General features: G+C 75.5%; 19 protein-coding genes and 1 pseudogene. 10 read left to right on the top strand and 10 right to left on the bottom strand.

The features are described from left to right. A pseudogene (locus HCC30_RS25370) lies at nucleotides 1–857 on the bottom strand (hypothetical protein); the annotation flags it as partial. Nucleotides 858–1,024: 167 nt separating this feature from the next. Further along, nucleotides 1,025–2,125 carry an NADH:flavin oxidoreductase/NADH oxidase gene (locus HCC30_RS25365; RefSeq protein WP_169445100.1) on the bottom strand — a complete coding sequence of 367 codons (1,101 nt, stop codon included), beginning with the start codon at nucleotides 2,123–2,125 and terminating at the stop codon, nucleotides 1,025–1,027. Between the two features lie 155 nt (nucleotides 2,126–2,280). Here HCC30_RS25365 and HCC30_RS25360 point away from each other — a divergent pair, with 155 nt between their 5' ends. Beyond that, entirely contained in the window at nucleotides 2,281–2,637 is a 357-nt protein-coding gene (locus HCC30_RS25360; protein WP_346776800.1) for a helix-turn-helix domain-containing protein, read from the top strand. An 86-nt stretch (nucleotides 2,638–2,723) separates the two neighbouring features. Here HCC30_RS25360 and HCC30_RS25355 read toward each other — a convergent pair whose 3' ends face one another. Continuing rightward, nucleotides 2,724–3,449, bottom strand: a complete 726-nt coding sequence (locus HCC30_RS25355; protein WP_346776802.1) for an endonuclease — start codon at nucleotides 3,447–3,449, stop codon at nucleotides 2,724–2,726. A 389-nt stretch (nucleotides 3,450–3,838) separates the two neighbouring features. Here HCC30_RS25355 and HCC30_RS25350 point away from each other — a divergent pair, with 389 nt between their 5' ends. Beyond that, the gene (locus HCC30_RS25350; RefSeq protein WP_169445099.1) at nucleotides 3,839–4,726 is read left to right on the top strand and encodes a (2Fe-2S)-binding protein; all 888 of its coding nucleotides are present in this window, start codon (nucleotides 3,839–3,841) and stop codon (nucleotides 4,724–4,726) included. Between the two features lie 16 nt (nucleotides 4,727–4,742). On the opposite strand, the gene HCC30_RS25345 is transcribed toward HCC30_RS25350, so the two are convergent. From HCC30_RS25345 to HCC30_RS25335, 3 genes are all read right to left on the bottom strand, one after another. Then, on the bottom strand, nucleotides 4,743–4,973 hold the full coding sequence (locus HCC30_RS25345; protein WP_169445098.1) for a hypothetical protein: 231 nt from the start codon (nucleotides 4,971–4,973) through the stop codon (nucleotides 4,743–4,745). 39 nt (nucleotides 4,974–5,012) lie between these two features. Then, nucleotides 5,013–6,584, bottom strand: a complete 1,572-nt coding sequence (locus HCC30_RS25340; RefSeq protein ID WP_169445097.1) for an AMP-binding protein — start codon at nucleotides 6,582–6,584, stop codon at nucleotides 5,013–5,015. Between the two features lie 107 nt (nucleotides 6,585–6,691). Continuing rightward, nucleotides 6,692–7,252, bottom strand: coding sequence for a rhodanese-like domain-containing protein (locus tag HCC30_RS25335; protein ID WP_169445096.1), 561 nt, complete (start codon nucleotides 7,250–7,252; stop codon nucleotides 6,692–6,694). A gap of 71 nt (nucleotides 7,253–7,323) precedes the next feature. On the opposite strand from HCC30_RS25335, the gene HCC30_RS25330 reads away from it, so the two are divergent. Continuing rightward, nucleotides 7,324–7,602: a metal-sensitive transcriptional regulator gene (locus HCC30_RS25330; protein ID WP_169445095.1), complete on the top strand. Its 279-nt coding sequence runs from the start codon at nucleotides 7,324–7,326 to the stop codon at nucleotides 7,600–7,602. Between the two features lie 35 nt (nucleotides 7,603–7,637). Here HCC30_RS25330 and HCC30_RS25325 read toward each other — a convergent pair whose 3' ends face one another. Beyond that, entirely contained in the window at nucleotides 7,638–8,387 is a 750-nt protein-coding gene (locus HCC30_RS25325) for a sulfite exporter TauE/SafE family protein (protein ID WP_169445094.1), read from the bottom strand. An 82-nt stretch (nucleotides 8,388–8,469) separates the two neighbouring features. Next, entirely contained in the window at nucleotides 8,470–9,843 is a 1,374-nt protein-coding gene (locus tag HCC30_RS25320; protein WP_169445093.1) for an MBL fold metallo-hydrolase, read from the bottom strand. A 164-nt stretch (nucleotides 9,844–10,007) separates the two neighbouring features. Between HCC30_RS25320 and HCC30_RS25315 the strand changes: the two genes are divergently transcribed. The 6 genes from HCC30_RS25315 (at nucleotide 10,008) to HCC30_RS29235 (ending at nucleotide 15,950) form a co-directional block, all read left to right on the top strand. Continuing rightward, nucleotides 10,008–10,676: a class I SAM-dependent methyltransferase gene (locus HCC30_RS25315; protein ID WP_169445092.1), complete on the top strand. Its 669-nt coding sequence runs from the start codon at nucleotides 10,008–10,010 to the stop codon at nucleotides 10,674–10,676. A 242-nt stretch (nucleotides 10,677–10,918) separates the two neighbouring features. Next, a complete protein-coding gene (locus HCC30_RS25310; protein ID WP_346776799.1) occupies nucleotides 10,919–11,437 on the top strand; it encodes a hypothetical protein in 519 nt (172 codons plus the stop codon). Between the two features lie 207 nt (nucleotides 11,438–11,644). Continuing rightward, nucleotides 11,645–14,110 carry a histidine kinase gene (locus tag HCC30_RS25305; RefSeq protein WP_169445090.1) on the top strand — a complete coding sequence of 822 codons (2,466 nt, stop codon included), beginning with the start codon at nucleotides 11,645–11,647 and terminating at the stop codon, nucleotides 14,108–14,110. A gap of 176 nt (nucleotides 14,111–14,286) precedes the next feature. Continuing rightward, nucleotides 14,287–14,970, top strand: a complete 684-nt coding sequence (locus tag HCC30_RS25300) for a response regulator transcription factor (protein WP_169445089.1) — start codon at nucleotides 14,287–14,289, stop codon at nucleotides 14,968–14,970. A 91-nt stretch (nucleotides 14,971–15,061) separates the two neighbouring features. Continuing rightward, a complete protein-coding gene (locus tag HCC30_RS25295) occupies nucleotides 15,062–15,391 on the top strand; it encodes a hypothetical protein (RefSeq protein WP_240979870.1) in 330 nt (109 codons plus the stop codon). 217 nt (nucleotides 15,392–15,608) lie between these two features. Then, the gene (locus tag HCC30_RS29235) at nucleotides 15,609–15,950 is read left to right on the top strand and encodes a dihydrofolate reductase family protein (RefSeq protein WP_206324300.1); all 342 of its coding nucleotides are present in this window, start codon (nucleotides 15,609–15,611) and stop codon (nucleotides 15,948–15,950) included. Nucleotides 15,951–15,959: 9 nt separating this feature from the next. Here HCC30_RS29235 and HCC30_RS25285 read toward each other — a convergent pair whose 3' ends face one another. After that, nucleotides 15,960–16,586 (bottom strand): hypothetical protein, encoded by a 627-nt coding sequence (locus tag HCC30_RS25285; protein WP_169445088.1) that lies wholly within the window; start codon nucleotides 16,584–16,586, stop codon nucleotides 15,960–15,962. Nucleotides 16,587–16,669: 83 nt separating this feature from the next. Beyond that, entirely contained in the window at nucleotides 16,670–17,479 is an 810-nt protein-coding gene (locus HCC30_RS25280) for a sulfite exporter TauE/SafE family protein (RefSeq protein WP_346776801.1), read from the bottom strand. A 143-nt stretch (nucleotides 17,480–17,622) separates the two neighbouring features. Between HCC30_RS25280 and HCC30_RS25275 the strand changes: the two genes are divergently transcribed. After that, a complete protein-coding gene (locus HCC30_RS25275) occupies nucleotides 17,623–18,393 on the top strand; it encodes a helix-turn-helix transcriptional regulator (RefSeq protein ID WP_169445087.1) in 771 nt (256 codons plus the stop codon). Nucleotides 18,394–18,416: the final 23 nt, after the last annotated feature.

Below are 18,416 nucleotides of genomic sequence, written 5' to 3'. Positions count from 1 at the left end.
GGGGGCTCGGGGGCCGGGGGTGCCGGCGCGGGGCCGGGCTGCGGCGGGGGCGGGGTGCGGTCCGGGCCGGCCGGGGGTGCGGCGGGGGGCATCGGGCCCGCGGTGGGGTGGGGGACGGGGCCGGGGGCCGTGGGCGGTTCCGGGGCGGGGGCCGTCGTCGGGGCGTTGCCGTGGGGCAACGGGGTGGTGGCGGCGAGGAGTTGGAGGCGGGTCGGGTCGTGGGCGGGGAGGCCCGAGTGGGCGACGGCCTGCTGGTGCAGCGTCGCGTCGTCCGGGCGCTCCGCGCCGCCGACGGAGCGCAGGACGGCGGCGACGGCCTGGCTGTAGACCGGCGCCGCCGGCGGACCGCCGCGCCGCCGGGAGCGGTTGGGCACCAGGACGCCGTACGTCGCCGGCCCGGCCGTCAGTTGGGTCTCGCCGCGCCGCTGCCACAGCTCGTCGTCCGCGACGAGGTCGGCCAGCACGGTCGTCGTGCCGGGCGGTCTGGTCTGGAGTTCCGCCTGCAGCCAGTGCCAGGGCAGGCCCGTGTAACGGACCGTGCGCGCCGTGGACTTGGCGAGCGCGAGGTGCGGCAGGTGCTGCCGGGAGTCCAGCATGACGAGCCCGGCGACGTGCACCAGCAGCGGGCCGTCGTGCGCGGCGGCCGTACGCAGGTGGGACAGGACGACGTTGGGGTCGTCGGGGTCGGCGAGCTGCACCACGCTGGCCGTGCTGGTGCCGAGCAGCGTGCCGGGCGGTACGGCGGCGAGCGCGGGAAGGGCGTCCGTCGCCTTCATGGCCGGGTTCCGGCTGTGCGGAGAGGCGGCTATGAGCAGCGCGTACCCGTGAGTGCCGCCCTGGGCCCCGTTGATCTGCATAGGCAGCACCGTAGCCGTTCCGGGGCGGAGAGGGTGAGCGGGCCGGGCGGCGGCCGCCCGCTCCGGGGCCGCGGGCGCACTCCCGTTCGGAACGGCGGGGCCGGGAACGGGGGTTGAGCCGCCGGTCCCGCGCGGGTGCGCGGAACCGGCGGCGGGGTGCGGGTGGTTCAGACCGCGCGGTGGTACGGGTCGGGCCAGGTCGGCTCGGCGCCGAGTTCGGCGGCCGCCTCGTTGGCCCAGTACGGACGGCGCAGCAGCTCGCGGCCGAGGAGGACGGCGTCCGCGCGGCCGGAGGCGATGATCTCCTCCGCCTGGCGGGCCCCGGTGATCTCGCCGACGGCGCCGACGGCGATGTCCGTCTCCTGCTTCACCCGCTCGGCGAACGGGACCTGGTAGTTCGGGCCGGTGGTGATGCGGGCCTTGGGCGCGTTGCCGCCGGTGGAGGTGTCGAGCAGGTCGACGCCGTGCGCGTGGAGCTCCTTGGCGAAGCGGACGGTGTCGTCGGCCGTCCAGCCCTCGCGCGGGTCCTCGGGGTTCTCGGTGAGCCAGTCGGTGGCCGAGATGCGGAACAGGACGGGGAGTTCCTCGGGCCAGACCGCGCGGACGGCGTCGACGACCTCCAGCGCGAAGCGCGTGCGCCCCTCGAAGGAGCCGCCGTACGCGTCGGTGCGCCGGTTGGTGAAGGGGGAGAGGAACTCGTTGATCAGGTAGCCGTGCGCGCCGTGCACCTCGACGGCCCGGAAGCCGGCGGCCAGCGCGCGCTCGGCGGACTCGGCGAAGCGCCGGACGACGAGCTGGATGTCCTCGGCCGTCATCTCCTGCGGCGTGAGCGAGGCGTCGTCGAAGGCGAGGGCGCTGGGCGCCTGCGGCTGCCAGCCGTACGTGCCGGAGCCGATCGGGGCGCCGCGGTCGACCCAGGTGCGCTCGGTTGCGGCCTTGCGTCCGGCGTGCGCGAGCTGGATGGCGGGGACGGTGCCGTGCTCGTCGAGGAAGCGCGTGACGCGGCCGAACGCCTCCTGCTGGCGGCTGTTCCACAGGCCCAGGTCGTAGGGCGAGATGCGGCCCTCGGGGGTCACGCCGGTGGCCTCGACCAGCGCGAGGCCGGTGCCGCCGACGGCGCGGGCGGCCAGGTGCGCGAAGTGCCAGTCGTTCGGGGCGCCTTGGTCCGGTCCGTCCGGCGCGGCGGAGTACTGGCACATGGGTGCCATCCACACGCGGTTCGGCACGGTCAGCGAACGCAGCGTCAGGGGTGCGAACAACTCGCTCACGGTAGGGCTCCCTCGGTGGACTGGAACGGTGGAACTACGATAACCACCGTAGTACGGCAGGTGTCAAACTACGGTGGATGTCAAAGTACGATGGCCGCCGTACGATGGAGGGCGGAGAGGCCGCCGCAGCGGGCCAGCAGAGAGGGAGGCCACACGTGCCGACGCAGACCCCCCGCCGGACAGCCGGCGCGTCCACCGGGCGCGACCTGCCGCACCCCGAACCGGAGGAGATCCGCCTCGAGGACGTGCTGCACGCGCTCGCCGACCCGATGCGCCTGTGCGTGGTCCGCGCCCTCGCCACCGCCGAGGACGGCGCCACCTGCTCCGAGGTCGAGCTCCCCGTCTCCCCGTCCACCAGCACCCACCACTTCCGGGTGCTGCGCGAGGCCGGCGTGATCCACCAGTGCTACCGGGGCACCGCCAAGCTCAACTCGCTGCGCCGCGAGGACCTCGACGCCCTCTTCCCCGGCCTGCTCCAGGCCGTCCTCGCCGCCGACGCCCGCCGCTCCTGAGTCCGGGCGTGCCGTCCCGGCACGCCGAAGCGGGTGCGCCCCGCGCCGGGGCACACCCGCCTTGGTCACGGCCGCTCAGGCGCGGCTCACTTCCAGATCTCGGCGACCCACTCCGGGTGGTCGATGAACGGGTTCCGGTTGTGCTGGTACGAGTCGAAGATGACCTCGTTCCGGTTCTTCTCGAACGCGTCCGGCGGGTCCTTCTCGTTCCACTCCTTCAGCACCGACAGGCGGCCCATGTGGGGCGCCGAGCCGTTGTCGACCTTGTCGTTCGGCTCCAGGTCGGGGAAGGATTCCTCGCCGTCGTACCGGACGGCCATGTAGAGGATCATGCGGGCCACGTCGCCCTTGACCTCGTCGCGCGGTTCGTAGGAGTCGCCGTCGGTGAAGTTCCCCGGGGCGCCCTCGACTTCCTCGCCGCCCTTGTCGAAGTCCTTGCTGCCGCGGATGCTGTTGACCTTCACGTCCGTCGGCCGCAGGTGGTGGACGTCGGTGCCGGGGCCGGGCGCGGTGCCGAAGTCGCCGTGCGACTTGGCCCAGGTGTGCTCCCGGTTCCACTGCCCGTCGCCGCCGCCGTTGTCGTCCTTGGACTGGGAGCGGCCCGAGTAGAGCAGCTTGACGTTGGCGGAGTTCTCCGGGTCCTCGTCGGTCTTCTTCAGCGCCTCCCAGACCTCGTCGTACGAGAGCGTCTTCACGTCCCGGCTGACGATGGTGTGCAGCGCGTCCTTGAGTTCCTGCCCGGTCTTGCCCTTGGCGTCGTCGTAGTACGCATCGTCGGCGGCGGACCCGGCCGGTGCGGCCCCGCCGGTGATCTGCGCCGAGGCCGGGACGTACGTGCCCGCGACGGCTATCGCCGTGCCGCACACCGCCGCGGCCACGCCGACGGCGACTCTGCGGCGCCGGCCCGGCTTCGCGCGGGTGCCCGTGGTGTGGGGGGTGCTGGGGTTGCCGGAAGAGCGGAAGTCCACGTTCGTGTCCTCTCCCCAAGTGGAGGGCGCCGCCCGCGATGTGGGGGTGCGCGCGGCACCGGCCGGCCGTACGCCGGCTCCGGCGAAGCTTCCCACCGCACCGGCGCCGTCGAATGACGGGACGGAAACGTTTCCGTACAGAAATCGTGAACTCCCCTGTGAGGCGCGCGTAGACAACCGGCCGCGCACGGTGCGGTCTGGCGGGACACGGGCAGCTCGGTACGGTGGCGGACGTGAACGACACCTGGAACGCGGACTCTTCGGCGCACGGCACGGCGCCCCCGGACGGCCCGGCGTACGCCGGGCACGCGGCGCCCGTCCGACCCCCCGCCGTCGCCGCCCTGTTGGACGAGGTCGCGCGCCGGGCGCCGACGACCGCGGCCCTGACGGCGCTCCAAACGCCCCTCGGCGCGGCGGAGGCGGCCGCAGGACCGCTGCTGGGCGACCGCGCGTGGCTGCGCGAGCAGGTCCGGCTCTCGGCGCTGCGCTGGGGGACGGACGACGTCCGCGTCGCGGGCACGCTGTGGTGGTACTCGTCGAGCACGGTGCTGCTCGCGCCGCCCGTGGCCACCGGCTTCCTCACCGGCACCGCGGCCCACCCGGGCCCCGACGGGCTGCTGTTGCGGGAGGAGGGCCAGGGCCGGCTCACCGTCGCCCGCCCCACCCGCGTCCTGCCGGGCCCCGCCGCGCAGAACCTGCCGGGGAAGCTGCGGACGCTGCTGGAGACCTGTGTCGGGAACCTGGCCGGGGTGACGGGCCTGCGGCCCCGCCCGCTGTGGTCCCTGGCCTGCGATGCGCTGGCCAACGTGGCGCTGAGCGTCGGCCGCGAGACGGGGCGGACGGCGGAGGCCACCGAGTTCGCCGGGCGGCTCGCCGACGCGGTCGGCTGGCCGCTGCCCGCGCCCCGCTGGGTGGACGTGCCGGTACCCGACGGCAGCGACGGGCTGTTCCCGGTGCCGCCCGTACCCGGCGGGGTCGAACGCTTCGTCCGCCGCGGCTCCTGCTGCCTGATCTACGAGGCGCCGGGCGAGTCCAAGTGCGCCAGCTGCCCGCGCCGGGGCCCCGAGGACCGCCGCGTCCGCCTGGAGATCACGGCCTCGCGGCGCGCGGCCGGAGGGTGAGGCGGACGGGCGGGGCTCAGGTGTCCCGGGCGGCGTCCGGGCCGGGCTCCCAGTGGTACGGGCCGCCGCCGCGCCAGTCGAAGATCGTGGTGTCGTCGAACGCGGTGGCGGCGCGGCTGAGGCCGGCCCGGTTGAGCAGGTCCATCACGTCATAGATGTTGAAGGCGCGGCCGAGGTCCTCGCCGTCGCACTGGACACGGCGGGCCCCCTCGTGGTCCGGCGGGTGCACGACGACTGGTGGAGGCATACGGCCAGCCTGCGTCCGCCGTCCCCGTTCCGCATGCGCTCATCCGGCGGACGGGGCGTCCCCGCCGTGGTTCCGCAGCGCCCGCTTGTCGGTCTTGCCGACGGGCGTCAGGGGCAGGGCGGGCAGAAGCAGGATCTCGCGCGGGGTGTAGAGCGGGCCGAGCTCGCCGGTGACGGCGGCCGAGACGGCGTCCGGGTCCAGGTCCTCGCCCGAGAGGAAGACGCGGACCGCCTCGCCGAAGCGCTCGTCCGGCACGCCCACGGCGGCGGCCTCCCGTACGCCGGGCAGCGTGAGCAGGTAGTCCTCCAGGACGCGGCTGTAGACGTTGCCCCCGACCGGACCGGTGACGATCACGTCCTTCTCGCGGTCGACGAGGTAGAGGAAGCCCTCGCCGTCGAGGTGCCCCAGGTCGCCGGTGCGCAGCCAGCCGTCCCGCAGCGTCTCCTCCGTGCGTTCCGGGTCGCGGTAGTACCCGAGCATGACCGCGGGGCTCCGCACCCAGACGGAGCCGGTCTCGCCGGCGGCCAGTACGGTGCCGTCCGCGTCGCGGATCTCGACCTGGGTGCCGGGCAGCGGGCGTCCGCAGCTGCGCCACAGCGGGGAGCCGGTGTCGGCGGGGTCGGGCAGGTCGGTGGGCGGCAGCTTGGTGATGCCCAGGCACTCGGACTGGCCGTACCCCTGGTGGATCACCGGCCCGAAGGTCTCGACGGCCTGGCGCAGGCGGGCCGGTGCGATCGGTGCCGCGCCGATGTTGATCTGCCGCAGGCGGGGGAGCGCGCCGGGGCGGCAGCCGGGGAGGTCCATCAGCCGGGAGAGCATCGGCGGGACGAGCGCGGTGACGGTGATCTCCTCCTCCCGGAGGACGGTGAACGCGGATTCCGCGTCCCACTCGGGGAGGACGACCAGGGTCGAACCCGTCAACAGGGCGTGGAGCATGACCAGATGGCCGCTGCTGTGCGTGACCATCGTGGTGGCGAGCATCCGGTCGCCGCCGGGGGCGAGCGCGGCGCCGCCGGCCATCGCGTCGTAGAGCAGCCTGCTGTGCGCGGCCAGTTTCGGACGGCCGAGGGTGCCGCCGGTGTAGAGGACGGTCACGACGTCCGAGAGGCCGGGGCGCGGGGCCTCGCCGGGGTGGGTGGCCGGCTGGGCGGCGGCGAGCGCGAGCAGGTCCCGGCTCTCCCGGCCGCCCGGCGCCGGGCCGAGGCTCAGTACGGACGGGGTGCTGCGGCAGCGGGCGAGCGCGGCGTCGGCCCGGTCCGCGAACGCGGGGTCGACGAGCACCGTGCGGGTGCCCGACTGGTCGACGAGTCCGGCCAGTTCGCCGGGTCCTGGCTCCGGCGGGAGGAACACCACGCGGCAGCCGAGGAGGTGGACGGCCAGTTCGGTCAGGACCGTCTGCGCGCGGTTGGCCAGGAACAGGCCGACGCTGTCGCCCGGGGCGAGCCCCTGGTCCCGGAGCGCGCGGGCCAGCCGGAACAGCTGCTCCCTGGCCTGGAGCCGGGTCAGCCGCGTGCTGCCGTCCGCGAGGGCCTCGGTGTCCTCGTCCTTCTCCCAGACCGACAGAATCCGGTCGAGATACGTGGCCTGTGGATGCGTAGCGTCAGGAATCATGCACGGTATGCAACCACGGGCGGGCGCCGGGTACAGAATCCGCCTGCACAGGGGCAGTTGGGGGCCTGTCCGGGGCTGCGCGCGCCCCGGGCAGGCCCCCCGGGACGTCAGGAGGCCAACGCGTCCAGGGTGTCCGCCAGTTCGCCGGCGCAGGGGCGGTTGTGCGGGAGCTTCGCGAGGACGCGGGCCATGCCGCAGGTGTCGGTGAGCGCGGAGAAGACGAGGCCGCCCGCGACCCCGGCGGAGAGCAGGCGCACGGCGGGCAGCCGCCGCCCGGCTATGAGTCCGGTCAGTACCAGCGAGCCGGCGGCGAACCGCACCTGGCGCTCCATGGCCCAGGTGGCGCGCTTCTCGGCCGGGTGCTCCAGGGGGTGCCCGGCCGCGCTCCAGCCGCTGGTGCCGCCGGCGAGATCGGCCGCCTCCACGCCGTGCTCGGCGAGCAGCCCGGTGGCCTGCGCCGAGCGGTTGCCGGAGGCGCAGACCAGCAGCAGCTCCCGCTTGCCGGCTGCCGTCCGCAGCGCGGGCACGGCCGAACCGAGCTGGTCCAGCGGGACGTTGTGCGCTCCGGGCACGTGGCCCGAGGCGTATTCGCCGGGCGTGCGGACGTCGACGACGGTGAGCTCGTCGAGCCGGGGGAGGGCCTGCTCGGGGGTGAGGGAAGTGATCATGAGGTTTTCCTGTTCTTCTCGGTGCACCCCTCCGGTACCATACCCGTAGGGGTATACAGAAGGGAACGGTCGTGGAACTGACGATGGCGGCTGAGGAACTGAAGACCGCGGTCAACCGGCTGCGCCGCGCGCAGGGCCAGATCGCGGGAGTGATCAAGATGATCGAGGAGGGCCGGGACTGCGAGGACGTGGTCACCCAGCTCGCCGCCGCCTCCCGGGCCCTGGACCGCGCCGGATTCTCGATCATCGCGACCGGGCTCCAGCACTGCATGGGCGACGCAGAGACGGCCACCCAGGACAAGGACGAGATGCGGGCCCGCCTGGAGAAGCTCTTCCTCTCCCTGGCCTGACCCGCGCTCCGGGGCGCCCGCCCGCCGCGGGCGCCTCACGAGAGCGCGTCCACGAGCATGAACGCCGCCACCGCCAGCAGCAGTACGGCGAACACCCGCTGGAGCGCGGGCCCGGAGAGCTTGCCCGCCAGGCGTTTGCCGTCCCAGGCGCCCAGCATCGCGGCCGCCGTGAACGGCGCGATCACCGCCCAGTCGAGCCCGCTCGCCGTGAACCCGCGGGTCGCCAGCGAGGCCAGCGAGTTGCCGACGATGACGAGCTGGCTGGTGCCGACCGCCGCCTGCATCTCCAGCCCGAGTACGGCCACCAGCGCGGGCACGGCGAGGAAGCCGCCGCCCACCCCCAGCAGCCCCGTCACGGCGCCCAGCCCGGCCCCCGCCCCGGCCGCCCGGCCGGGACGCGGGGCGGCGGACCCGTCCCCGGTGCCGCGCGCCGGGCGCAGCATCCGGACGGCGGCAGCGGCGGCGAGCAGCGCGAAGGCGCCCGTCAGCACCGGCTGGGGCAGGTGCGCGGCCGCGGCCCCGGCGAGCGCCGCCGGGACGAGTCCGGCCGCGGCGAACAGCGCCCCGGCCCGCCAGCGCACATGCCCGGCGCGGGCCCGCGTCCACAGCGCGGTCAGCGAGGTGGCGGTGACGATCAGCAGCCCCGCGGTGGTGGCGGCGGACGGGGTGAAGCCCAGCAGATAGATCAGGGCCGGGACGGCGAGCACGCCGCCGCCCCCGCCGAGCGCCCCGAGCGCCAGCCCCACCACGGCACCGGCGATCAGCGCCAGGATCAGCGCACTCATCCGCGCCGGCCCCGTACTGCCCTGCCGGACGGAACGGCCCGCCCCGTTCCGGCAGTCGGCGGGCCGTCCGGTATGCGGCGGGTCACGGGGTGCCGGTCCGGACGACGGGGAGACCGGCCGTCCCGGCCGCGTCGAAACCGTCGTCGACGGCGACGACGTCGCGGCCGACGGCGTCCAGCAGCGAGGCGGCGATCGCGGCGCGCATCCCGCCCGCGCAGTGCACCCAGACGGTGCCGGGCGGCACCTCGCCCTGACGCGCGTGCAGTTCGTGCAGCGGGATGTGCACCGAGCCCGCGAGGTGCGCGCCCTTCCGCTCCGAGTCGCGGCGCACGTCCAGCACCACCGGCTCCTCGCCGCGGGCGAGGGCGGCGGCGAGCCCGGCGAAGTCGGCCCGCGGGAAGGACGCGAGCTCCTCGCCCGCGACCGTCCACTCCCGGGGCCCGCCGCTCGCGGCGGCGGCCGGCCGGTCGATGCCGACGCGGGCCAGCTCGCGCTGCGCGTCGGCGATCTGCTCCGGGGTCTCGGCGAGCAGCGTCACGGGCTTGCCCCACGGGATCAGCCAGGCCAGGTACGCGGCGAGCTTGCCCTCGCCCTCGAAGTTGAACGACCCGGCGAGGTGCCCCTGCGCGAAGGCGACCCGGCTGCGCAGGTCCACGACCCACTCACCGGCCGCGAGCCGGGCGGCGATCTGCTCCGCGTCGGCGGGCTCCGGGGGCGTCAGGTCCACGGGCGCGGGTCCCGCCGCGTTCGCCGGGCCCATGTGCGTGTAGTAGGCGGGCACGTCCTCCAGTCCGGCGAGCAGCTCCGCGACGAAGGTCTCGACGTCCTGCGTCAGCGCGGCGTTCACCGCGCGCTCGCGGCCGATGGTGCTCTCGGTGCCGTCGGCGGGAGCGCCGGCGCAGAAGCTGCCGAAGCCGTGGGTGGGCAGCACGGACACCTCGTCGTGCAGCTCGTCGGCCAGGCGGTGGACGGACGCGTGCTGCGCGCGGGCCAGCGGGCCGGTCAGCCGCGGTTCGACGAGGTCGGGCCGGCCGACGGTGCCGATCAGCAGCGAGCCGCCGGTGAACGCGGCGACCTGGCGCCCGTCCTCCTCCAGCACGTACGAGGTGTGGTGCGGGGTGTGGCCGGGGGTGGCGACGGCCCGCAGGGCGACGCCCTCGTCCACGGCGAAGACGTCGCCGTCGTCGACCGGGGTGCGGGCGAAGGACACCGGGGCGCCGGACGGGACCAGGTAGCGGGCGCCGCTGACGCGGGCCAGCTCCAGTCCGCCGGTCACGTAGTCGTTGTGCAGGTGGGTCTCCGCCACGTACGCGATCCGCACGCCGCGCCGGGTGGCGGCCGCGAGGACGCGGTCGATGTCCCGTGGCGGGTCGACCACCACGGCGGCCCGTGGTCCGCCGCTCAGGTAGCTGCGGTTGCCCAGTCCCTCGGTCTCCAGGGTGTCGACGAAGTACACGACGCCTCCTTCTGTTCCGGTGTACCCCGGGGGGTATCTGTCTCCACCGTAACAGGGATACCTAGGGGGGTATTCCACCTGGGGTTCTTGCGCCTCCTCGGCGCCCTGTCGGAGGGGCGGACCCGCCGTCCCCGTGCGCCGGGGGCGCTCTAGGGTGATCGCTCGTGACCGAAACCTCTTCCACGCCCTCCACGCCCTCCGGCAACCCGTCCACGGCCGACGCCTACGACGCCGTCGCCGAGCTCTACGCCGAACTCGCCCGCGACGACCTCGACGGCCTCCCGCTCGACCGTGCCCTGCTCGCCGCCTTCGCGGAACACGTCCTCGGCACCGCGCCCGGCCCCGTCGCCGAACTCGGCTGCGGCCCCGGCCAGCTCACCGCGCACCTGCGCGGCCTGGGCCTGGACGCCTTCGGCGTCGACCTGTCGCCCGCGATGATCGACCTCGCCCGCGCGGCGTACCCGGACCTGCGGTTCGAACTCGGCTCGATGGACGCGCTGGACGCCCTGGGCGTGGCCGACGGCGCGCTGGCCGGCGTCGTCGGCTGGTACTCCGTCATCCACACCCCGCCGTCCGAAATCCCCGCGTACCTCGCCGAGTTCGGGCGCGTGCTGGCACCCGGCGGGTATCTGCTGCTCGCCTTCTTCGAGGCGGAGGGCGGTCCCGTGACGGAGTTCGACCACAAGGTGACGACCGCCTACCGGTGGCCCGTCGGTGAACTCGCCCGGCTCGCCGCCGCGGCCGGGTTCACCGAGACCGGGCGCATGCTCCGCGAGCCGCGCGAGTCGGAACGCTTCCGCCGCGGCCACCTGCTGATGCGCAAGGGGGAGTGAGGCGCGGGCGGGCTCGCACAGGTGTCCCCGGTCCGGCCTCCGCCCGGTGGCACGGGAGTAGGACACGGGTGCCGGCGTTGTACTCCCGTGGTCGGACGGTGGTGAGTCCGCCGCGTTCTCCTGACGCGGCTTCCGCGCTCGGGCACCCTGGGCGGTGGCCGCAGGCGCTGCGGCACGAGCGTCAGGAGGGTCATGTGGGGTGGCGGAGTGAGCAGTTCGGGGCGTCGCACGAAGGCCGGCCGGTGGCGCTCCTGATCGACGGCAGCGAGCCCGAACCGGTCCACCTGGACATCGGGAGCGGCGCCCGGGTCCACAAGACCTCGGAGTGGTGGGTCTACGACGGCACGCTCGGCACCCAGCGCGCCGCCTCCGTCCGCGGCGCCTGCTCCTGCGGCTGGCGGGGGCGGCGGGAGTACCCGATCGACTGGAGCTGCGGCGACGCGGACGTCGACCCCGCCGGCCCGTACGGCGACTGGCAGGGGCACGTCGACGAGGTCGAGGGCCGCTCCGTCCCGCTGCCCGCCGGGCTGGAGGCACTGCTCCAGCAGACCGAGGAACGGCTGACGGCGCTCGCCGAGGAGGCGCCGCTGGCGGCCCTGCGGGCCGTCGCGCTGCTGGAGGGCGCCACCTCGCGCATCGCCAGGGACGCCGCGGGCGCGGTCCGGGCCGACGGCCTGAGCTGGGAGTCCGTCGGCCAGGGCCTCGGCCTCACCGAGCAGGAGGCCCGCGCACGGCTCGGCGCGTACCAGCAGCGGCCGTGAACCCGGGGCCCCGCGTGCGTCGTACCTCAGGCGGACGCCGGTGTGCCCGGGAGTGCGAACGGGTGTGCCCTCGGGGACGGGGGCGCTCGCCCGGGTCCCCCTGGGGGCGGGGCGCGGGGCGGTGGAACGTCTAACCCTGGTTGGAGCCGGTAATCGGCCCGAAGGGCGACGTGGGCCACGGGCGGGCCGCCATAGCCTGGGGTCATCATGAAACGCACGGGTGAACGGCTGTTGCCGATCTTGCTGTTGGGCGTCCAGGCCATGGTGTGGCCCGGGACCGCCCTGTTGAGCGGTGCCCTGCCGACGGTCGGGCAGCTGCTCGGCGCGGCCCTGGCCGACGGCCTGGTCGCGGCCGCGCTGACTGCCCGGCGCACCCGGCCCGTGCCCGTCCTCGTCCTGGCCGCCGCCGTCTGCGCCATGGGCGCGGCCGCCCTGCCCACGGGCGCGGTCGCCGTGCTCGGCACCGCGGGCGTCGCCCTCGCGCTGCACACGGTAGCCGCCGATCGCGACGCGCCCACCGCGCTGTTGAGCGTCGGCACCCTCGCCCTCTGGCAGCTCGTCCACGGGCTGAGCCTGCACGGCCTCGGCGATCCGCAGGGCCTCGACCTCGTCCTGACCGCCCTGCTGTACGCCACCGCGACCGGCACCGGCCGGTACGCGCGGCGGCGGAGTGCCGCCCGCCGGGCCGCCGAGGAGCGCGTACGCCGGGCCGAGGCGGAACGCCGACGGCTCCCTGCGGCGGAACGGCGCCGCATGGAGCGGGAGTTGCACGACGTCAGCGCACACCACCTGACGGCGGTCGTGGTCACCGTGGAGGCCGCGCTCGGGCTGCGCGAACGCCGCCCCGAACTGGCCGACGAGGCCCTGCGGTTCGCGGCCCGCACCGGGCGCGAGGTGACCCGGGCGCTGGGCGCCGTCAAGGCCCCGGCCCCGTCGGCGGACGACCTCCCGTCCACGGGGGAGCGGCTGCGCGAGCTCGTCACCGGCTTCCGCGCCCTCGGCCAGCCGCTCACCTGCGCATGGGGAGACACCGACGACCCGTCCGGCCTGCCCGAAGGGGCGGTCGGCGACGCCGTGTTCGGGATCGTCCGCGAGGCCCTCACCAACGCGGTACGGCACGCGCCCGGCGCCGCCACCACCGTCCGCTGCACGTACGAGGACGCCCGCACCGAGGTCGTCGTCACCAACGCCGCGCCGGAGACGGGCGGCCGCCGGCCCGAGGGGCTCGGGGGCGGACGCGGACGGACGCTCCTGCGCGAGCGGGCGCGCGAGGCCGGCGGCACGCTCACCAGCGGCCCGACGCCGGACGGCGGTTGGGAGGTCCGTGCGGTCCTCCCGGGCCGTGCCGGAGGCACGCCGACGGAGGTCCGCGCCGGGCGGGGCCACCGCCTCGCGCAGGGTGTCGCCGCCGCAGGCCTGTGCTTCCAGCCGCTGCTGCCCTTGCTCGTCATCCGGAGCGAGACCGTCCCCGCCGGTCCGGGCGTCTCCGCCGGGGCGCTCTTCACCCTCCTCGCCACTGCCCAGACCCTCACCCTGCTGTGGCTCCGCCGCGCCCCGCGGACGGCACCCGCCGTACTCCTCACCCTCGCCGCGCTCTGGCCCCTCGCCATGCCGGCGGGCGGGTACACCGGCCCGGCACTCCTCCCGTCCGCACTGAGCCTGCTGATCACCTGCGTCGCCTTCGCCCTCCGCACGGCCGCCCCTCGCGGCGAGGCCGGCGCGGACGGTCAAGTCACCGTCCGGGCAAGGGCGTTCGGCCGACGTCGGCCCCGGGCGGGGGACGCGTCCCCGGCCGCACGTCCGCACGTCGCCGTGATGGGCGCGGCCGCCGTCGCCGTGCACGCCGTGACGCTGACCGTTTCCCTCCTCGCCCGGGGTGAGTCCGCCCGGGGCCCGGCGGGGATGCCCGGCTGGGGGCTCGCCGCCGTCGCCACCGCCGTCGCGGCGCTCGCCGTGGGCGTCGCCGGGCTCTCCGGCGCCCGCCACCGCGCACGCCGGGAGGCCGGCCGCGCCGCGCACCACCACCGCCTCGCGAGCTGGACAGGGGAGGCCGTACGGGACGCGTGGGCCGAGCGCCGCCGGATCACCACAGGGCTGGAGACCACCGTCCTGGCCCGTACGGCCCGCGTCGTCGAGGAAGCCGAGGCGGGACACCTCGCGCGGACCGCCGCGGAGGCCCGCAGCGCCCTGACGGCCATGCGCGCCCTGCTCGACACCGTCCGCGAGGCGGGGGAGCCCGAAGCGTCCGCCGGGTCCGGCTCCGGCGAACTGGGGGAGACACAGCCCGAGACCGCCCCTGAGCCGGCCCGCAGCCCGCAGCCGACGCTGCACGCCCTGGACCTGCTCGCGCACCAGTGCCGGGCCACCGGCCGCCGTGTGCGCCTGAGCGTCTCCGACCGGGTCCCCGAGGAGCTGCCCACGGCCGTCGACCTGGCCGCCTACCGCGCGGCCGAGACCGTCCTGGAGGCGGGCGACGACGGCGCCGTCCTCGAATTCGACGCCACGGACGGCACCTTGACCCTCACCGCCACCGACGTCCCCCGGGCCACCGGCTCCACCGCCCCGGAACGCCTGTCCGCCCGCGCCACAGCCCTCGGCGGCACCCTGACCACCCACCGGCCCGCCACCCTGCACCTGACGCTTCCCCTGACAGCTGCTCCAGCGGCCCCCTGACTCCCTGCCCTTTCACCCCGACCCACCCCAAGGCACATGACGACTTCCGCCCGCAGGCCCAGACCCGCTCATGCCCCGGCCACGACGCACCCCAACACCCCCACACACGCCCCCGATCCGGCCCACAAGCCCCAGACCGCCAGGAGGATGACGATGGCTCTCAGCGTGATGGCCCGATGACCGTCAGCGTGATGGTCGTGGACGACCAGATCGTCGTCCGGGCGGGCTTCGCCGCCGTGATCGACGCCGAGCCCGATCTGACCGTCGTCGCCGAGGCGGGGGACGGGGCCGAGGCGGTGACGCGTGCGGGGGAGCTCGCGCCGGACGTGATCGTCATGGACGTCCGCATGCCGGGGCTCGACGGGATCGCCGCCACCCGCATCCTCACCTCGCGCGAGAGCCCGTCCCGCGTGCTGGTCCTGACCACCTTCGATCTGGACGCGTACGTCTTCGACGCGCTCCGCGCCGGTGCCTCCGGGTTCCTGCTGAAGGACGTGCACGCGGCCGAACTCCTGCACGGCATCCGGACGGTGGCCGCCGGCGAGAGCGTCCTCGCGCCCTCCGCCACCCGTCGCCTGATCGGCCACTACGCGGCCGGTCCGGCCACCGGCCCGTCCGCGGCGCAGGGCCCGACGGTCCTGGACCGGCTCACCGCGCGGGAACGCGCCGTCCTGACGCTGGTCGCCTCGGGGCTCGACAACTCCGAGATCTCCGCCGAGCTGGACATCACCGTCGGCACCGTCAAGTCCCATGTGAACGCGGTGCTGCGCAAGCTCGAACTCCGCGACCGGGTCCAGGCCACGATCCTCGCCTACGACCTCGGCCTCGCCCACGCCAACCCACCCAGGACACAGCCCTGACCACCCGGCCTCGACCACGAAGCCCTGCCCACGAGCCCCGCAACCCACCAACTCCCGCCGTCCGCACGCCACTTCCGAGGAGCACCGCACCATGACCCGTCCCGACACCTCCCGTACCTCCCGCACCGAGGGCGGGCTGCTGCGCGCCGCCTTCGGGAGCCCCTTCGCCCTGCTGTACCTCGTCCTCTGCGCGGGGCTGCAGGTCTGGGCCGTCGTGGTCAGCTCGCACGGGCCGGACGCCTCGTTCGCCGGAGTGATCCCCCTGTTCGCGACCGCCCCGGTGAGCCTGATCCTCCTCGTGCTCCCGGACCACACCTCGATGGTCTACCTGTCCGTCGGCCTCGGCGCGCTGGTCAACGCCTTCCTCATCGGCTGGTGCGCCCACACCCTCCGCAAGGGCCGCGCCCAGGGCTCGGATTGAGCCCGGCCACGAGGGGCCGACGGAGCGAACCGTGCGGCCGTGCGTGCCCACCGCGGCCGGTCGCACGTTCTGCACCTGGTTTCGGCCTGTTGGGGAGCCGGGACCGCGCGGCGTGGGCCGAGGCCGAGTGCGAGGAGGCCATGGCCGCGGCGGCGCTGCTCCTCGGGCGGCGGAGCCACGAGTGGTTCGCCGCCCGGTGGCCGTCCCGGAGCGGCGCGTGGGCGGACCGGCTGAAACGCCCTGCCGGAGTACGTCGTCACCTCGACGACCCGGGCTGGCCAACTCGACGGTGCTGAACGGTGCCGACGTGGTCGGCGAGGTGGTGCGGGTGGACGGCGACGTGGTCGTCCACGCCGGTTTCCGGCTCGTCGGGACGCTGCTGGAGCACGACCTCGTCGACGAACTCCGCCTGATGACCTGCCCGGTGGTGCTCGGCGCGCCCGGCGGGCGCGCCTTCGGCGAGACCGGCGCCCGGAAGCCCATGCGCCTGACCTGCACCCGCACTGTCGGCGACGGCCTCCTCCTGACCACCTGCCGGCCCGCACGGGACACCGGCTGAGAGAGCCGGTCAGAACCAGGAGGAGCGCCCCGGGAGTTGGGACCATCCCCGGTCCCGGTCCGCTTCGGAGGCGGCCCGGCGGGAGAGGGCGGCGTCGGCCTGTGTCTCCCGGCGGCCGCCCTGGAGGGCCGCGTTGGGGAGGCGCGCCGCCAACCCGCCTGCGCCCGCAACGAAGAGCCCGAGATAGACGACCCAGATGCTGCGGCTCAGCATGCCGACGGCCAGTACCACGACCGCCAGCGCCAGGGACACGCCGGTCAGCACCTTCCTGGTGGTCTCGGCGCGTTCCTCCTCGGCCTCGACCATCGCCTGAAGGTCCCGGTTCCGGCGCCTGCGCAGCTGTTCCTGCCGCCGGCGGCGCTCGGCCTCGTCCCGCTCCCGCTCGTGCCGCTCCCGTTCCTCGCGCTCCGCCCGCTCCCGGGCGGCCACGCGCTCCTCCAACTCGCCCAGCGCAGCGGCATGTTCGGCGCTCTGCCCGGGCGGCGCGTGCACATGCACCTCGCCCTCGACGGAACCGGCCTGGATCACCACGCTGTGGCTGACCTCGCCGTTGATCAGGTTCGTCACGCGCGGGGCCTCGCGGGGCCGGTCGTCGTCGGGGCTGTCCGTGGTGTCCGTCATGCCGGTGTCCCCCATACCACCGAAGATACCGGGGTTCCACCGCGCCCACCATCAACTTCCCGCGCGCACGGCCCGGTTGGCCGGCGCCCGGCCCCGTCTCATCCGCCCGGCGGCAGCATCGCGAGGGCGACGACGGTGAGCAGGGCGATGTAGCCCCAGGCGTGGGCCCGGTCGGGGATGCGGGGCGGGCGGCGGCGCAGGACGGTGATCACCGGCAGCGCCCCCAGCAGCAGCGCTCCGGCCGCGACCGGGTCCACGAGGCCGACCAGGAACACGTCCGCGCCGTCCCGGACCGCCGCCCCGGCCGCCAGGCAGACCACGGCGGCGGGCAGCGCGATCGCCACCGTCAGCGGGTTGGCCAGCGCCGTCGCCACCCGCATGGGGTGCCCGGCCCGCCGCATCGCCGGAACCGTCATCACGCTGCCGCCCACCCCGAGGAACGCCGCCACCGCCCCGACCGGTATCCCGAGGACCACCGGCAGCGGCCGCGCCCCGCCCCCGCCGTCCGGGTCCCCGTCCCCGGCGCCCGGCCGGAGGAACCCCGGCCGCAGCAGCAGGTCGGCCACGGTGAGCGCGACGTAGCCGACGAACGCCCACCGGGCCAGCGCCGGCGGCGCGACCCGCGTCGCGCACGCCCCCGCTGTCGCGCCCAGCACCAGCAGCCCGAGCAGCCCGCCGCTGCCGCGCAGCGCGGTGAGCACCCGGCGCGGGGTGACGGCCGTGGCGAACCCGGCGTTCACCACCATCACCACGGCCGAGGTGGCCGTCGCCACCCGCATCGCGTCCCCGCCGAGCGCGGCGTCCGCCCACACCACGACGGGGACGGCGACGAAGCCGCCGCCGAAGCCGAACAGCACCGTCGTCGCCCCGGTCAGCAGCCCGATACCGATCAGCGCCAGCACGTCCACACCCACCACACCCGTCACATCCGCCGCGTTCACACCCGCCACCCCACCAGCCGGGCGCCCGCGCCCGCATGCGAAGGTCGGCACAGTTCCTTCGCGTCCCGGCCACCCCCGTGGCCCGCGGGGACGGCGGCTACGGTGGCCCGGTGAAGAACGTCCCCCTGGCCGACGTCGACCACCTCGACCGGGCCGTCCTCCCCATCGGCACCGACTATCCGCCGGGCCATCTGCTCGACTGGCACGAGCACCGCCGCGCCCAGTTCCTCTACGGCGCCACCGGCGTGATGGTCGTCGACACCGACGCGGGGACCTGGACCGTTCCGCCCGAGCGCGGCGTCCTCATCCCGGCCGCCACCCCGCACCGGGTGCACATGCTGGAGGTGAGCACCCGCAGCCTGTACGTCGAACCCGGCGCCGTCCCCTGGTGGCCCGCCACCTGCACCGTCGTCGACGTGCCGCCGCTGCTGCGCGAACTGCTGCGCGCCGCCGTCGAGTTCACGCCGGAGTACGACCTCACCGGGCGCGAGGGGCACATCGCCGCGCTGCTGCTGCACGAGATCGCCGCCCGCACCCCGCTCCCGTACCACCTGCACCTGCCGGCCTCCGCCGCGCTCGCCGGTCTCTGCCGCGCCTACCTGGCCGCGCCCGACACCGGCACCACCAACGCGGGCTGGGCGGCCGCCGCGGCCATGAGCGAGCGTGCCTTCACCCGCCGCTTCCGCGCGGAGACCGGCCGCAGCCCGGCCGACTGGCGGGCCCGCGCCCGCCTCCTCGCCGCGATCCCGCTGCTGCGCACCGCCACGGTCACCGAGGCGGCGGGCCGTCTCGGCTACGCCTCACCGGCCGCCTTCACCGCCGCCTTCACCCGCGCCTTCGGCACACCCCCGTCCCGCTTCACCGGCCGCTCCCGCGCCTGAGAACTCTGCCGTGGGCAGATCCG

It is taken from the genome of Streptomyces sp. HNM0574 (assembly GCF_012726235.1).
In the GTDB taxonomy this organism is placed as follows: domain Bacteria; phylum Actinomycetota; class Actinomycetes; order Streptomycetales; family Streptomycetaceae; genus Streptomyces.
The sequence above is the reverse complement of the archived record's forward strand: the minus strand, read 5'-3'. Positions and strand labels throughout refer to the sequence as shown.

Coding starts and splice junctions, on each gene's coding strand:
- HCC30_RS25285 (WP_169445088.1), bottom strand. CDS start 16,586: ATGGGGGACACCGGCATGACGGACACCACGGACAGCCCCGACGACGAC.
- HCC30_RS25335 (WP_169445096.1), bottom strand. CDS start 7,252: ATGATCACTTCCCTCACCCCCGAGCAGGCCCTCCCCCGGCTCGACGAG.
- HCC30_RS25325 (WP_169445094.1), bottom strand. CDS start 8,387: ATGAGTGCGCTGATCCTGGCGCTGATCGCCGGTGCCGTGGTGGGGCTG.
- HCC30_RS25295 (WP_240979870.1), top strand. CDS start 15,062: ATGACCCGTCCCGACACCTCCCGTACCTCCCGCACCGAGGGCGGGCTG.
- HCC30_RS25300 (WP_169445089.1), top strand. CDS start 14,287: ATGACCGTCAGCGTGATGGTCGTGGACGACCAGATCGTCGTCCGGGCG.
- HCC30_RS25345 (WP_169445098.1), bottom strand. CDS start 4,973: ATGCCTCCACCAGTCGTCGTGCACCCGCCGGACCACGAGGGGGCCCGC.
- HCC30_RS25305 (WP_169445090.1), top strand. CDS start 11,645: ATGAAACGCACGGGTGAACGGCTGTTGCCGATCTTGCTGTTGGGCGTC.
- HCC30_RS25340 (WP_169445097.1), bottom strand. CDS start 6,584: ATGATTCCTGACGCTACGCATCCACAGGCCACGTATCTCGACCGGATT.